The following is a 16,495-nucleotide window of genomic DNA, read 5'->3' as shown; positions in this document are numbered from 1 at the left end:
TTCCGTAGCCAGTCGCACGTTGGCCGGTATAAGCGCGCATACGGGGCTGCACAGCGAGCCGATGAACTGCGAGAGCGAATGGCGCCTCGCCGAGCGTCCGCCCTCACGCGGCTCGACGCCGCGGAAGCGCAGTTCATCGGCGGCGTGCGAATAGCCTCGACGCCAGAGCCGTACGAGTCCACAGGTGGCTGGCGCGACTGCCGATACGATCCAAGTTTAGCGGCGACTTATCGTGCCCCGCGTGCTTCGATGTCGCGCCTGAATCCAGACTGAGTAGAGCGTCGATGATCAGTATGTGTGTTGCTCGCATAGATCTGCGATCGGAATCGGTCGGGCGGCAATCACAGAATGGTCTTACTTCCGTTTCCGAGTGCTTTCATGAAAGGTAGCGAGGATCGAGCGCGGTTGTCCGAATGGGAACGCGGGGTTCGTGTTTTGGATTCTAGGCGGGGCGGCTGGTCGTTGTTAGAAAGAATTGCCGATAAATCCGAAGCCCTGAATCTTTGTCGGCATTTTTTCTCCTCATTGGTTAGGGAATTCAGTTCTCAACGACAAAGGAATACAGCAAGCCATGACCTCTCGAAGCAACACTCTAATGCGGCCCTTACTCACGTTAGGTGCGCTCACTCTTTGCGCGTCCGCGTATGCGGGCGAGCCGTTATTCGTAGGTGAAATCGAACCATCTCCATCGGGTTTGCGCGCTGCCGCCGCCGCGTTGCCGGGCGCTTCAAGTCGCCACATCGTGCGAGTCAATGCGGCTGCGGTGTCGGAGAAGGTCTCCGAGATCGAAGCCGACCTGGATGGTCGTCGGGTGACGTTGGTACTGGAGAACGCACGCAGTACCGACAGCGGCAGCCTGGTATGGATCGGCCACGTGCGCGAGACGTCCAAGACGCGCAGGATGACCGGGCGCGAGGTGGCCCACGACTCGCTCAACTCCGTGGTCCTGGTGCGGCGTGGGAACACCGTGACCGGCACGATGAGCATGGACGGCCGCTCTTTCGGTATTCGCCCGCTGCCGAACGGTGAGCATGCGCTGGCGGAAATGGAAGAATCGCCTCCTATGCAGGACGATGTGCTCATCCCCTCGGCGCCCTCGCCCAGGCCATCGGGGCAAAGCTCGGGGATTCGTCCTGCACAAAGCTCAGTGAATCCTCAATCGTCGGGATATGCCGGGCCGGGACCCGCTGCGCTTAATGCGGGCGAGGACGTTACCGTCCGGGTCATGGTCGTTGTCACGAAGGATGCCAAGGAAGCCATCGCCGCAGCGGGCGGAGATATCCGTTCGGATGTGGAAGCGGGTATCGCCAACGCCAATCTTGCCTATGTCAACTCCAAGGTAGGGATGACGCTCGATCTGGCGCATATCCTGGAGGTGAACTACCCGACGGAAAATCCGTTTCTCGATCTGGATCGTGCAATCAAGCGCGGCGATGGATACATGGACGAAATCCACGCCGCCCGGGATGCGAATGCCGCGGATATCGTCTTGTTGATCAACAACTCGAATGGAACAGCTGGCTTTGTCACTAAACTTCGCCCCGACGAATCGGAGGCGTTCGCTTTCATCGGCAAGTCGAACATACTTAGTATGAGTACGATTGCTCATGAAATCGGCCATTTGCTGGGTGCGGCTCATGATGAGTTCACGGCTAACAATGGTAAGTACTACAGTTATGGACAGGGCTATTGCACCCCGGACAACAGGTTCTACACGATCATGTCGTACGGATTATGTTCGGCCCCGAATGGCCAACGCCGGCAGCTGAGGTATTTTTCCAGTCCGGAGCTGACGTTCGGCGGCACGACCTTGGGTACCGCGGATCTTAACGATAATCGGCGAGTGCTGATCGAGAACAAGAGGCGTGTTGCTGCATTTCGTGGAGACCCGGCCACGGCGAACTTGCGCCCGGTGGCCGATTTTTCGTTTGCGAGAGATGTCTCCGGCGGCTATGCAAATAGATTGCATTTCACCGATAACTCGACCGACCCGGACGGAAGCATCGTTTCACGCTATTGGGGCTTCGGCGATTACGCAACGTCCGCGGAGGCGAATCCTGCGCACAATTTCCTCGACGGCACCTGGAATGTCACCCTGGTCGTTACCGATAATAAGGGCGCCATCTCCACCGTTACCAAGACGGTAACGGTCCCGGATCCCGGGTCGGCGAATTCGCCGCCGACCGCGGATTTCTCGATTTCGAGCAACGGCCTGACGGCCGCGTTCTCCGATCGTTCGGTCGACCGCGACGGCAGCATCGCATCGCGCAGTTGGAGTTTCGGCGATGGCGCCACGGCGACCGGGTCCAGTGCCAGCCATACCTATGCCAAGGCCGGTACCTACAGCGTGGCCTTGACCGTGACCGACGATAAGGGAGCCAAGCATACCGTCGCCAAATCGATTGCCGTCGCCGCTCCGGTGTCGCCCACGGGCACGCTGAGCAACGGAATTCCCGTCGATAGCATTTCGGGGGCCGCGGGCAGCTATCGATACTGGACCTTGGTCGTTCCGCCGGGAGCGTCGAAGCTGAGATTCGCGACCAGCGGATATGGCGGCGATGCCGATCTGTACGTCAAGTACGGCGCTGCGCCGAGCACGAGCAGCTACGACTGTCGCGCGAATCTTGGCAACGGCGCGGAGACGTGCGACATCCCGACCGCACAAGCGGGAACCTACCACGTGATGGTGAACGGCTGGTCCGCGTTCTCCGGAATGCGCCTGGTCGGCAGCTACCAAGAGGGCGGGGCCGACAGCTTGGCCAACGGTGTCGCGAAGACCGGCATTTCCGGCGCGGCAGGCAGCTATCGGTTCTGGACGATGCAGGTTCCCTCGGGAGCGACCGAGCTGCAGTTCGCCACGAGCGAGTACAGCGGCGACGCCGATCTGTACGTCAAGTACGGTTCCGCACCGACGTCCACTAACTACGACTGCCGAGCGAATCTGGGCAGCACGTCGGAAACCTGCCGTATAGCCGAGGCCAAGGCCGGCACCTACCACGTGATGGTGAACGGTTGGTCCGCCTACTCCGGAATGCGTCTGCTGGGCAGCTACCGGGCGGGCAGTGGGGGCGGTGGTTCCTTCGGAGATATCGGTACGGGAGTCGGCATCCTGAGCAATGGCGTTTCGGTAGGCGGCATTTCCGGTTCGACCGGCAGCTATCAATACTGGGCCTTGAGCGTGCCGCTCGGCGCTTCGGATCTGGAGTTCATCGCCAGCGGGTACGGGGGCGATGCGGATCTGTACGTCAAGTACGGCTCATCGCCGACGACGACCAATTACGACTGCCGTGCAAATCTGGGCAGCGCCATGGAAGTCTGTCGCATCGCCAACGTCCAAGCCGGGACGTACTACGTCATGGTCAACGGCTGGTCGGCCTTTTCCGGAATGAACCTGATCGGCACCTATCGTTCCCGGTAATGGCGGCAATCGGACTAAGAGACTTCCGATCCGGATGATCTGTCCGGGTACCGCGCAGCGGCTGCTGCGCGGTGCTTGCCGGTTGCCGGTTGCGAGGCAGCAGGGTTCTTGAATGGCCCCGGCCCACTAGGGGCCAGGGCGTCTCCCTGAAAAATTCGATTCGCCCGTGGGCTTACACTCGTTCGTTCGCGATCGACATGCCCGTCGGGCTAGGGTTGAGAATCGCCGACGGTGGGCTTGCTTGCGTATGCGTGGATCTACTTCGTACCGCCGGCAGCGCTCACTTCGACGAGCAAGGCTCCATCCCATCGAAACTCTTTGGAAGCCATGTTCATCGGGTCGTCCGCAGTCGGCTCCCCGGGCTGCCTTTCGCCATAGCTGATCCAGAATTGCGACGGCCTCTCGGGGTCGGCCTTGAAGTCTTGAACGGTAATTCTGTCGCCGATGAACACCGCATTCGTGCCTTGGTAGCCTTGCGGGGTCTTCAGCGCCGCAGCGGCGTAGTAGAAGGTGCCGCTGCCGCCGCTGTCCTGGGTCAACAGGACAACTTGGTCTTTCTGGCCGTCGTCGTTGAGATCCATCTCGAACGCATGCTCGGTATAGCGCGTCACTTGCTTGGAAGCCGAGCCGGGCACGATGGTTTTCTCCTCGACACCGTCGACCAGCGTGGCCGGCTCCCCGTCGATCATATAGGTCGCATTCTTGGCGTCTTTACCGGGTCGGACGGCGGATGCGGCAGGCGCGGCCTTCGGCGCCGAGTCGGGGGGGACATTAGCCGCAGTGGGCTGTTCCGGCGCGCACCCGGTGATGGCGACCAAAAGAATCAACGGCAAAGCATTTTTGAGTCTGGACAAGGTCAGCGGCCTCGAATCGTCGTGGCTGAATTGTGGCAGGGCAGGCCCGATACTGGGTTAACGAAGGGCGACCGCGCGGGGCGAGGGCGTGGCGAGTCGTGCCGCGCAACTTGATTCATCGCCGCTCTGGATCGCGTTCGACGATGGTCCCCGGCGGGAGATTGGGGCGACTCGGACCATCGTCCGTTATCAGCCAATATCTGCCGTCGCTTTGTTTTTCGATCCGGGCCGTGGGGATGTTGTAGCGAGCGCTTTCGCTCGGGGTGGGCGCAATCCTGGGGCCGAACCGCTCGCGGGCCAGATACGCCATCCGCTCGGCCTCCGGTAGTTTTTCCAGGTCCTCCGGCACGACGCTCGCTTCGGCAGGCGCGGACAAGGCGGCGCCCGGGTCTTGGTCGGCCAAATGCCTGGTGAGCAACTCCTCGTCTCGCACAGTAAGCCCGACGGCCTGCTTGCGCGCGTTGTCGGTGCGGTGCTCATCGGTTGCGGATGGAGATGTCGATCGGCTCGCGTCCTGATCGAAGAACCCTGTAAGCGTTCGCTGCAACGGATCGGAAACGGCCACGAACACCGACCCGACCAGCGCCGCTAGAACGACGAGCCATAACCACTTTGCCTGCATCATTCGTCAACCTCATCGGTAGGCAGCGCCTCGTCTCCGAGGCGCTGCTTGGGTCCGGCATCACTCCACGAGCTTGCCCGGGTTCTCTCGTACGTACTGATCCTTGGCGTTGCGCATGTTCTGCGAGAACGCTGCTTCGTAGCTATCCCGCAAGCCGCCTGCGTAGTAGTCGTTCGCGGCGGAGTAGCGTCCGGACCGCTTGAGGTCGTTGATGTAGTCGAGCTGGGCGGGGTCCTTATCGATCAGATGCTTGTAGATGCTGGTATTGATGTCGTAGACGCAGCCGCCGCGGTTCTTGCAAAAGGCGGGGTCGTCATAGCGCGCGCCCGCCAGCCAGATGTCGGATGTCGACTTCGCGGCGACCGTGCCTTGGGCGGCATGCACCAGGAAAGAAACCGGACGGCCGGCGGTCTTGGTGGTCAGGTATCTGCTGTCGGCCAGGCGGTCCAGCTCTTCGCTCAGATAGGTTTGCACCACTTCCGCCAGGCCTTCGGTGATCGAGTCCCTCGGCCAACCGGTGTACGAGGCCACATTGGTGTCGTTCGAGTGCTTCAGGAACAAGCTCTTGCGATCCAGTTCGTGCGCGGCCTCGTGGCCGAGCTCCCAGGGAACGTAGTTGCCGGCGCGGTAGGACGGATTATCGGCATACGCATAGATCCAGAAGCCGCGATCCAATGCCGCTTCCGAGCGGTCGGAGAACTGGCCGTACGAGGTGCCGCCCGCGAAGGTGTTGTTCTGGTGATACTCGTTGAAGTCGAAGATACCTTCCACGAACGGCTCGAAGGTGGTTTGCCAGTTGTATGCGTTCGCATTGATGTATAAATCGCCGGCGCGATAGCTATGGCCGTTCTTCTCCGATTCGCTCCAGCGGTTGTTCAACACCTTCTTGTAGAAGTACTCGTGCGCCAGATCGAGCTCCTTGGTGATCCGCTCCTGAATGTAAGCATTGGAGACCGTAACCAGGTCGCTCGGCTTCTGTGCCCAGATGCGCCAGAGATAACCGCCGCGGTTGTATGGGAACTTGACATCGTAGTAGTAGTCGTCGGCGCTGCTTCTGTCGCGGTAGGGGCGGCACATGCTGTAGTGCTCGCAGTTGCCGAGCAGGCCGGTATAGCTCAGGACGTAGCTCAGAGCCATCACCATGCCCTTGTGCCGGGTACGCCCGGCAACGAGTTCGTCGCTGACGGCCTGGGTTATCGGCTTGATCCGGCCCTTCCACCACTCCAGCACCCCGGTGTCCTGGATGGCGGTCTGGTAGCGCGAGGAGAACTGGTACGTTCCATAGGCCTCCATCAGTTCGCGCATCAACGCGGCCTGCGCTCCGCCGGATTGATACGGATTGTCGGAAAGGATGGCGCTGCGTGCGGTGTCGAAGGCCGCGTTGTAGGTGTCGAAGAACGCGCTGCGCAATGTGGGTTCGTTTCTGATCCGAGCGGCCGCGACCTGTCCCTTCGTCGTCCGGCAGTCATACCTGAACTTGCCGACGCTGACTTCCGACTGGTTGTAAGCGCCGCGGCTGTCCGTAGCCAGCAAGGTTCCGTCGCTGTTCCTGTATACCGGCGAGCCCGGCAGCAGCTGGATGTCGAAGGTGCTCAGGGGATACTCGACGGCGTCGATGCCGCTGCCGGCATTGAGCTTGAACGTCGCCGAATAGTAGAACTTCCCGTCATGGCCGTCCGATGCCTGCAGATAGACCTGCTTCGGCAAGCCGCCCGGGCTGGTCCCGTAGGACAGATTGGTATCGATCTGCTTCTTGTCCTTGGCGTCGTAGTACCCCGCCGATCGGACATTCAAGGTCAGAGGGAAGTAGAGGGGGTTGTCGCCAGCGGATTTCGGTGCGTAGTTAGGCTTGTACACCAGCTCGAAGTGCACGGTGTCGCAATGCGGCGCTACCGCGTTCACCTCGACGTTCGGATTCTGATAGCTCTGATCGTAAGCGCGGTTCGACAGGTTGAAGTATGCCCAATCGCGTGTCGGCAACACCTGGCGGTAACCTTTGTCCGTACCGGTGGAGAACGGAACGTCGACGCGATCGTCGACGCTGGGAAGCGCGCCTGTACCGTTCATGCGCTTCGGATAGCGCACCTCGGTGGTGAATGCCTGGGCATTGTTCGCCAGCTTGGTCGAGAGCAGGCTTTGCCGAAGCGTCCTCATCAGGTACCCGGGAAGCCGGTTCATGAAGGCGTTCGCATTGAGGTACTCATGCGCCCTGTGTCCCGGCGCGTTGGCCGGGACGAACAGGGACACGTAGTTGTTCATGTACTTCAAACGCTCGATGACCGCCTTGGTGGTGGTGATCAGATAGTCCTTGCGCGCATTGTCGTAAGGCAGGGTGTCGGCGCCGTCGGCGAACAGCAGCGCGATGTTGCGGACCAGTTCGCTATTGGTCGCGGTTGGGAAGTTCGCGGGAGTGTCGCTGTTGAACGCATAGATGTACTTGTTCGGCTCGCCCGAGCCGTAGACCAATGCGTCCATGGCGAGCTGAATCTTCTCGATCAGCCAACTCGGCTGACTGGAGATCGGTCGGTCGATCGGTTGATTGACCAAACCCATGCGCAGGAACGCGACCAGACTGTTCAGTTCGTTGAGTTTCGAGTTGAACGCATCGGCGTCGCTCCTCAGGCCCGGCAGTTCCCTTGCCTTGACGGCGATGGCGTCCGCGACCCAGTACATGTGATCGGCGGTATAGACGTCGCTCGCCGAAACCTGGCCCGCGGCCATGCCCACGTTCGCGTTGATGCAGACGATCCCGCCGCTGAAGTTCATCTGCGCCACTTTGGCGGCGAAGTTGGAATCGTTCCAGAACTTGGATACGTTGTTCTCCGGGCGACTGCAACTGTCGTCGCGCGGATTGCTTATCGGTGCCGCCGTCGATACCGCCGGCACGGCGCTCACTGCCATCAGCAGCAGCGCCAATGAACCATTTTTCGCTCGCATGATCGAACCCCTGTTGTTGAGATCCGCCCGGAACAGGCCGATCTCGGATACGTTTAGAAACGTTCTGTGGGCACATGCAGTTGCCGGATTACCCCGTTTCGGAGATGCCCCGAAAGGGGTGTCCCAGCCGGTTCCGATGCCGCGACGACGCATCCCACGCGCACACAAGCCTCGGCCGGCGGATGCGGCCCGGTTTTCAAGGCTTGGTTACGCACTCAGGCGTTATTCGTAGGCGCAGTCCATCGATTCTCCGTTCCCGGGAGCGGCGCTCTGCTCCCGGGCCTTTGAGCCCGATGCATTAGGACAGACTGTCGTCCAAAATCGTATACGGAATACTCTTAGCTGCACTGCAGCAGGGGCGGCCTTGCCGATCGCGCTAGCGACGGATTCGAGGCGGCGTTCGCCCGGTGCTGCCTGCGAAGAAAGCCCAGGACGCAGTACCGGCCGGTGTTTGCTCTGTTGATCGAGCAACAGCCGAGAGTGATTCGTCTCGCCCGTCGATCAGGCGATGTACGTCTGGCGCCGTCGGGGCGCGCGAGCGAATGCATCGGCCCCGCGCTTTGGTCGGGGCCAAACCCACAAACGTTCTCTGCGGGCATCGCGAAGCAAGGGTTCCCAACTCCATGCATCCACCGGCGCCAAGTATCGCCAGGACGCTCCCGGTCGTGCCGATACGTACCCCGACAAGCGTGGGGCTACAGCACGACCCGCTTGAGGCCGGCCTGCGCAGAGATCAGTGCCGACGTGGGGCTGGAGCCGAGGCGGGAGAGGATTCCTGTACGGAATCGAACATCTGCCGCAACGCGCTGACGGATGGCTGCGGCGCGCCAGGTTCGGGTGCGGCGCGTTGCGTTGGAGCGGGTTGCGGGTTGGTCGGAGGTGCAGCGGGAAGTGCGGCAGGCTTGTCCAACAGTGCGTGCCTGCTGGCCGGGTCGTTTTGCGTGCCCTGTATCGCGAACAGGCCACCGCTCTTTCCCAGAGCGACCGAGTCGATCCGCTCCAACGGCGGCGACGCCAGCCGGGCTACGTCGACCAACAAGGCTGCGTTCTGTCTTCGGTCCGATGGCGATAGATTCGCGATGGCGGGGAGTGTGTCGATGGCGCCCAGGGCCTGATGGTACAGGGCGTTGAAGCCATGGGTGGGATTCGCATACGGATGAGTGTCTGCGACTCTGCGCTCCGGCATGCTGTCGTGCGCGGCCGCGGCGGCCGGGGAAGTGCTCGACGAATGCCCGGATTGAAGAGGCGCGGCTTGCATGGTTGGACCAGTTGCCGCTTGTGCCACTGCCTGTGGCATGGCTTGCCAGGGGCTGCTGTGTTCGAGGCTCCGCGATTGGCCGATCCATTCCTTAGGGATACCCGTCAGGAACGCGACTTCGCCGTCTCCGCTCGGGCTGGAGATGGCGATGATTCGGGACGCGTCGATCGTAGGCGCATCGGTCAGCAACACCGGCTTGCTTGAGGCAATTCCAGTCTGGGGATCGCGGGCGGGACGGGTTTGATCGAGGTCGGATATCGCCCTTGGCTTTGCGACGATGCTATTTTTTCGCGAAGGATCGATCTCCCACGCGTACATGTGTTCGACAGGGAGCTCGATCCGGTACATGTTTTTGCGATGCTCGAAGCCGCCGACCCCCGTGCTGGGGGATGTGGATACATGCATGGTCGTGCCGCTGGTCTCTTTGCGGATCTGGTCGTAAAGAGCAGGCAGGCCGACTAGCGCGGGTCGCTCCTTCGTCGCATCGAAGTACTCGGCAATCGTGTTCCCGCGCGCTTTGGGGAGTTGCACAGGGGCGTTCGCATCGACCAGCGAGCGGTTGATCAATTGGCGCGCCGTTGCCTCATCCAGCGGCACTCGGGCTTGAAATCCCGTGGCGGCGATCTGCTCGGGGTCTCGATTGTCTGCGCGATAGACTGCAAAGGGCATGGGGCGTTTCCGGTTGCGTGTTGGTTTTATGCATGCCGTCCAGGCGTTGAAGCGAGCGCTTCAATCACCGTCGAACAAGAGTGGATTCACATGCTGCCGGGCCTGTTTGAGCGCCGAGCGATGCCGATCGAGCGATGCGCGAGTCTGACCCTGAAGCGCTCGTGCACGCGGCTGGCTGATGCACAGCGCGCTTCGGCTGCTTCTGTGAGTGATCGGCACGAAGTCTTCAGCTATGGCCGCCTCGGCCCGAAGTAAAGACCTCCGCAGATCGATGCGGCCGCGAGTCCATCCGTCCGGCATCTAGAGGGGAGGTGGCTCGGATTGTCGATCAAGGCGGCTGTCGGCGACATAGGGAAAAATCTTAGCTGCCCGATCCCGCCTGGACGCAGCGATACTCGGCTTGCTGTAATCGTCCCGGCTAGCCAGGCGAATACTGCGGGCGCAGCCGGCCGGACGTGTGTTGCGCGTGCGGAATCGATTGCGCACGCGATCGCGCGGGCCGGCTGCGTCGTGAGCGCCAGCTGGGAACGTGGAAGTGGCTCGCCACTTGGCCGGCCATCCACGGGTCTGATGCGATCCCTGCGGTGTCTCGGTTATCGATGGCTGCGATTGATTGCCGATAGCCTGCCAGGCCGATCGCCCGCCGGCAGCAGCGCGTACGTTGCCATCGACGTCGTTGGCATGGGCGATGCCCGGGCCTGTTGGGCGTTCCGTCAACGAATCTGTCGTTTCATAAAGGAGGTTTCATGCATAGCGATCTCATTGCCGCGAAGGCGCTCGTCTACGACCCGGGTCAGTACGAACTGAGCGAGTTTCGCCTGGAAGCCGAGAGTTCGGAGTATGCCGCTTGTACATTCCGGCTCGACGGGGCTTCGATTTGCTTTCGCGCTGCGAAGACGACGCCGGTGAAGGTCGGGCAATTCGTGACGCTATGGAAGCGCATCGGCGCCGGTCCGATTCGGCCGTTCGACTCATCGGACGATGTCGATTTCTATATCGTCAGTGCGCGCTGTCGTTCCGGCTTCGGGCAGTTCGTGTTTCCGAAGCGGGTGTTGAGCGAGCGAGGCGTTCTGTCGTGTAGCGGCAAGGGCGGCAAGCGAGCGATACGCGTGTACCCGCCTTGGGCCATGACGAAGAGCGGGCAGGCCCGGGCCACACAGGATTGGCAGTTGCGCTACTTCCTGGAAATAGGCGGAGACGCTCGGTTCGATCGCGATCGTTGTCGAATGCTCTATACGCCAGGAAAGTAGCCGGCGAACCTCTCCAAATCGATAGATCCCGAGCGGTCGTTCGCGGGGAACTTCAACAATGCCGCGGTCCGCGCGGACCTGTGTGTTCTCCTGTCCCAGCTAAGTAATCGGCATCGCAGATGCGTGCCGATTCCGAAAGTCAGCGCTTTGTGCCCGTTCTCATCGAAGCTGTTGAAGATGCGCAGGCATCGACCTGGCGCAACGACTCATTCGTGCGTTGCCGCCGATCGCTGCGTCGGTCGGATAGGCGGCGACCGCATCATTCATCGCCTGCTTGAGACGAGCGGCACGCGAGCGATCGACGCGACTCCAAGCCTGCAGTCGATATGCCCGCCGAGCGGGCTAGGCGCTTTGGCAATACCGCGAAAAGGGCCGGCCCAATGCCGTCGGCACGCGCCGGGAGGCACCGGTATCGACGATGCCCCCGAGGGGGCGTCTAAGACTTTTCTTAGTCCCTCCAACTGGCACTAAGACATTTCCCTATATCAATGCCGCCGGATCTGGCGAAAATGTGCCGCCATGAGACTAATGTCACATTATTTTTGGACTTAATTGGCATTGGCCTCACGGCATGGTGAGCCGAACTGGGGACCTGCAGCCGGCGCATCGGCCAGCTGCAGGTATTTGGGACTGAGGGCAGTGAGGGTGGTGAGAGCTGGCGCCGATTGGCGCGCAGTTCGTCTCCGTCCCGACTGCACACCATGACTTCCACGCTCGATGTGGGCGCTCCTGCCAACTCAGGGGGCGCGCGCTCGTCCGAGCTGTGGGCGAAGTTCCGATCAGGAATCTCTTGACTGCGTGCGCGCAGTCGGGAGGTGAGGCGGTATCTGTTTTCCGGATGACGAATACGCGCTGTGCCGGCAGCTGAATAATCAAATGGGCGGCGAGAAATGAATATCTCTGGGCTAAGAGTGGTTGGAGCTGTTAACAGGTGGGGAGGCATGCTGTGCGCGCCTCTTAGGTCGCTGTTGCGGCAACGCGTGGCTGCTTCGCAGCGAAGCTGGCGACAAGGGCTCGTATGGAGCGTCTTGTTGCTGGCGCAGTTCGCGGCTGGCCAAGCGCTGGCCCAGGAAAATTTCTGCGCCGTAGTCGGTGGGGAGCAAGCGATTTATTCGCTGCAGGAAGCCAACGCCGGGCAAGCCCTCACCATCAGAAAGTTCTTTCCGAATGGCACCGAAACGACCGTCTTTTCGCTGCCAGACCCTCTCGGTCCGGGAACTGCCAACGGGTTGATGATCGACACGGAGGCTAACTCTAACCAGGGGCGCCTGCTTTTCGTCACGAAGTCCTCGGGGTCTGTCCAGTTGAAGGGTGTGAACCCTGATGGCGTCATGTACGACGCGGCTCTGCCGTTCCCCATCAACGGAGATATCGTCCGCGGGGCCTGGGCGAAGGGTACTCCTGGCACCGGATATATTGCCTCCGGCAATAACCCGATGAGGCTGTATACCTTTACCGCCAGCAGTCCCACGCAATATACGTTTAGTACGACGCCCATCACTCTGACTCCCGACTTTCCGCCCGAAGGGGGCGGTACGGGCGACCTGATATTTTCCGGCCCGGATTCGGGCATGGTGGCGATCGGCAAAGACTTCTATTCCTTCGACATCGGTGATGGCACTTTGACGCGCCTCACCCGGCCGTTGTTGGCCGACGGCTCGCCGAACCTGCTCGAGTGGTTTTCTCTGGCGGCGACCAGCAACTCCGTCTATGCGTCCAACAACAGCGGTCACTATTTCTATAACCGCACCACGGGTCGGTACAGCCCGGTGATTACGGGCGGGACGACCAACGACACGGCGTCCTGCGCCGTGCCGCTCAATTTCCCGCTGAGGCCGAATATCTCCGGCCTGGAGAAGACGCTCGCTCTGGTCAACGACGTGGCCTATGTGGTGGGTCAGCCGATCAAAGCCGGGGACAAGCTGACGTACAAGCTTATGTTTCGCAATACCGGCGATGACGCGGGTACGGTGTATGCCAATAACGTGACCGAGACCATTCCGCCTAATACCACGGTGGAAACCGGCGATGCGGAGCAGGACTTCGGCAACTGCAACAGCACTAGCTGTTCGAACATCAATACCGCCACAGTACCGGCGCGCGGCACGGCCGATTTGATGTTCGTCGTCCGGGTCAATAGCCCGCTGCCGAGCAGTGCCGTGGAGATCAACAATGTCGTGGCGGCCACCATCGGTCGGCGCCCTGACGGTACTGGCGGTACGCCCATCGATTGCACCCCGGGCAGGGGCAACGACTGCACCGAGGTGACGCCGATCGTCAGGGTCGTGAAGACGCTGCAGACCGGCGGCCCGACGGCTGCGGCCGGCGAAACGCTCGTCTATCAGATCCAACTGATCAACGACGGCACGACCTCAGCCACCATTCCGGCTGGCCGCATAACCGAGACGGTGCCGACCGGGACCACCGCTGCAGCGGGCGACAGCTTCAACTGTGCAGTCAGTGCGCCGGCAGCCACCGTGTGCACCAACACGGCGGAAGTGACGGTGGCCGCGAGCGGCACGCAGAATCTGACCTTCCGGGTGACGGTGGACAATCCGCTCGCCGCGGGCACTGCGAACATTCTCAATACGGTCGCTATTCCGCAGTTCGTCGATTGCGCATCGCCGGGCAACGACTGTGCGGAAACCACTCCGACCTCGCGGGCGACGCTGACCCTGGTCAAGACGGTGACCAACAACAACGGCGGCACCGCGACGATCAACAACTTCCCGTTGAGCGCGAACGGTCCGACTCCGATCAGCGGCGTCAGCGGCACCTCGACGGTGACCAACGCGTCGGTCGCCCCGGGCGTGTATGCCTTGAGCGAAACGACGATGGCCGGCTATGCCGCCGGCCTCTGGAGCTGCAACGGCGGCACGCTTGGGGGCAGTGATCTGACTTTGGCCGATGGCGATGCCGCGACGTGCACCATCGTCAACGACGACCAGCCCGCGACGCTGACCCTGGTCAAGACGGTGACCAACGATAACGGCGGCACCGCGGTTGCGACGGCCTGGACGCTGCAGGCGGCCGGGCCGACCAATATCGGCGGTGCCACCGGTGCCGCGGCTGTCACCAATGCCCCGGTCAGCCCGGGCAACTACATCCTCTCCGAAACCGGCGGCCCGAGCGGCTATACCGCCAGCACCTACAGCTGCATCGTCAATGGCGGCGCCGCGGTCGTGTCCAACAGCCTGACGCTCGCCCTCGGCGATACCGCGACCTGCACGATCAATAACAACGATCAGGCCGCGGTCTTGACCTTGATCAAGAGGGTGGTCAACGACAACAGCGGTACCGCGGCTGCGACGGCCTGGACGCTGCAAGCGGCCGGCCCGACCAATATCAGCGGTACCACCGGCGCCGCGGCTGTCACCAATGCCCCGGTCAGCCCGGGCAACTACGCCCTCTCCGAAACCGGCGGCCCGGGTGGCTATACCGCCAGCACCTATAGCTGCATCGTCAATGGCGGCGCCGCGGTCGCGTCCAACAGCCTGACGCTCGCCCTTGGCGATGTCGCGACCTGCACCATCGTCAACGACGACGTGCCTCCGCCGACCCAGACGATCGCCAAGGCGGTGACCGCCAATGCCGACCAAGACGGCACCGGCACGGTGACCTTGGGCGACACGCTGACCTACACGGTCACGGTGACCAACACCAGCACGACCACGAATCTCGATAATGTGGTCATCAGCGACTCCAAGATCACCCCGACGGGCGGCACGACGCCGTGCGCGAGTGTGGCGCCGGGCGGCATCTGCACCCTGATCGGCACCTATACGGTGGTCGCAGCGGACGTGACCGCGGGCAACATCGTCAATACCGCGAGTTCGACCAGTTCGATCTGTCCGCCGGGCAGTACCGATCCGACTTGCACCACGACGCTGACCACGCCGGTCTCGTCGCTGAGCCAGGGTCTGGCCAAGACGGTGACCGCGAATGCCGACGAGGACGGTTCGGGCACGGTGTCGGTGGGCGATACGCTGACCTATGCGGTCACGATGACCAACACCAGCACCACTTCGACCCTGCGTAACGTGGTGGTGAGCGACAACAAGATCACCCCGAGCAGCATCACCTGCGCCACGGTGGCGCCGGGTACGACCTGCGTGCTGAGCGGCACCTATGTGGTGACCGCGACCGATGCGAGCGCGGGTTCGATCGTCAACACCGCGACCGTCACCAGCCCGGTCTGCCCGACGGGCAGCACCGATCCTGGCTGCACCACGACGGTCACCACGCCGGTGCCGCCGCGTAGCCAAACCCTGGCCAAGGCGCTGACTGGCAATGCCGACGAAGACGGTTCGGGCACGGTGTCGGTGGGCGACACGCTGACTTACACGGTCACGATGACCAACACCAGCGCCAGCGGCAACCTGAGCAACGTGGTGGTGAGCGATAGCAAGATCACCCCGAGCACGATCACCTGCGCCACGGTGGCGCCGGGTGCGACCTGCGTGTTGACCGGCACCTATGTGGTGACGGCGGCGGATGCGACCGCAGGCAGCATCGTCAACATCGCAACCTCGACCAGCCCGGTCTGCCCGGTGGGCAGCACCGACCCGGCCTGCACCACGACGGTGACCACCCCGGTGGCGTCGCTGAGCCAGACTCTGGTCAAGGCGCTGACCGCCAATGCCGACGAGGACCGCTCGGGCACGGTGTCGCTGGGCGACACGCTGACCTATACGGTGACGGTGACCAACACCAGCACCGGCGGCAATCTGACCAATGTGGTGGTGAACGACAACAAGATCACCCCGAACAGCATCACCTGCGCCACGATGGCGCCGGGCGCGACCTGCGTGCTGACCGGCACCTATGTGGTGACGGCGGCCGATGTGACCGCCGGCAACATCGTCAACACCGCGACCTCGACCAGCCCGGTTTGTCCGGTGGGCAGTACCGGTCCGGCTTGCACGACCACGGTCAACACGCCGGTGATACCTGCCTCGGTGCGTTACGCGAAGGCGGCGAACACCGCCGGCCCGGTGGTCGTGGGCGACACGATCACCTACACCCTGACCACCACGATCAGCGGCGGCAAGACCCTGGGCGTGACCACGCTGACCGATACCCTCGGCACCGGCCTGGATTTCGTCGCGGTAACCAACGCCGCCGGCTACAACTGCAACGCAGCCAACCCGCTGGTGTGCACCTTGCCGGCCGGTACGGTGCCGGGCACCTACACGGTGAGCTATACCGCGAAGGTCAACGAACAGGCGTCGGAAACGGTCAACAACACCGTGCTCGGCGCCGGTACGGACAACCCGGCGTGCCAAGGCAGCTGCGCCACCAGCACTCCGGTGACGCTGACGCAGAGCCTGCGGGTGATCAAGCAAGCCTCGCCGCGCGACGTGAAGATCGGCGACCTGGTCCGCTACACGGTCACGGTCGAGAACACCGGTATCGTCGACGCGATCGATGCGACCCTGGTCGACACGCCGCCTGCAGGCTTCACCTTCGTCGACGGTTCGCTGTCGG

6 protein-coding genes and 1 pseudogene are annotated in these 16,495 nt (G+C 62.2%); 3 read left to right on the top strand and 4 right to left on the bottom strand.

The annotated features are described in order from the left end of the window. Positions 1 to 571 precede the first annotated feature (571 nt). Entirely contained in the window at positions 572 to 3,418 is a 2,847-nt protein-coding gene (locus tag LC490_RS19420) for a pre-peptidase C-terminal domain-containing protein (protein ID WP_081930520.1), read from the top strand. Positions 3,419 to 3,675: 257 nt separating this feature from the next. On the opposite strand, the gene LC490_RS19415 is transcribed toward LC490_RS19420, so the two are convergent. From LC490_RS19415 to LC490_RS19400, 4 genes are all read right to left on the bottom strand, one after another. After that, positions 3,676 to 4,272, bottom strand: coding sequence for a hypothetical protein (locus tag LC490_RS19415; RefSeq protein ID WP_223621277.1), 597 nt, complete (start codon positions 4,270 to 4,272; stop codon positions 3,676 to 3,678). Between the two features lie 115 nt (positions 4,273 to 4,387). Next, on the bottom strand, positions 4,388 to 4,897 hold the full coding sequence (locus LC490_RS19410; protein WP_223621276.1) for a hypothetical protein: 510 nt from the start codon (positions 4,895 to 4,897) through the stop codon (positions 4,388 to 4,390). 57 nt (positions 4,898 to 4,954) lie between these two features. Then, positions 4,955 to 7,810 carry a hypothetical protein gene (locus tag LC490_RS19405; RefSeq protein ID WP_223621275.1) on the bottom strand — a complete coding sequence of 952 codons (2,856 nt, stop codon included), beginning with the start codon at positions 7,808 to 7,810 and terminating at the stop codon, positions 4,955 to 4,957. A gap of 754 nt (positions 7,811 to 8,564) precedes the next feature. Then, positions 8,565 to 9,758: an XVIPCD domain-containing protein gene (locus LC490_RS19400; RefSeq protein WP_223621274.1), complete on the bottom strand. Its 1,194-nt coding sequence runs from the start codon at positions 9,756 to 9,758 to the stop codon at positions 8,565 to 8,567. 746 nt (positions 9,759 to 10,504) lie between these two features. Here LC490_RS19400 and LC490_RS19395 point away from each other — a divergent pair. Beyond that, the gene (locus LC490_RS19395) at positions 10,505 to 11,008 is read left to right on the top strand and encodes a MepB family protein (RefSeq protein WP_223621273.1); all 504 of its coding nucleotides are present in this window, start codon (positions 10,505 to 10,507) and stop codon (positions 11,006 to 11,008) included. Between the two features lie 1,571 nt (positions 11,009 to 12,579). Continuing rightward, a pseudogene (locus tag LC490_RS19390) lies at positions 12,580 to 16,495 on the top strand (DUF11 domain-containing protein); the annotation flags it as partial.

Origin of the sequence: Lysobacter sp. ESA13C (assembly GCF_019970005.1) — a bacterium.
Taxonomy (GTDB): Bacteria; Pseudomonadota; Gammaproteobacteria; order Xanthomonadales; family Xanthomonadaceae; genus Lysobacter; species Lysobacter antibioticus_B.
Note: the sequence above shows the minus strand (reverse complement) of the source record. Positions and strands in the feature narration are given on the sequence as shown.

What these genes read in the sequence shown, in the direction of transcription:
- LC490_RS19395 (WP_223621273.1), top strand. Translation starts at nt 10,505, where the DNA reads ATGCATAGCGATCTCATTGCCGCGAAGGCGCTCGTCTACGACCCGGGT.
- LC490_RS19420 (WP_081930520.1), top strand. Translation starts at nt 572, where the DNA reads ATGACCTCTCGAAGCAACACTCTAATGCGGCCCTTACTCACGTTAGGT.
- LC490_RS19400 (WP_223621274.1), bottom strand. Translation starts at nt 9,758, where the DNA reads ATGCCCTTTGCAGTCTATCGCGCAGACAATCGAGACCCCGAGCAGATC.
- LC490_RS19410 (WP_223621276.1), bottom strand. Translation starts at nt 4,897, where the DNA reads ATGATGCAGGCAAAGTGGTTATGGCTCGTCGTTCTAGCGGCGCTGGTC.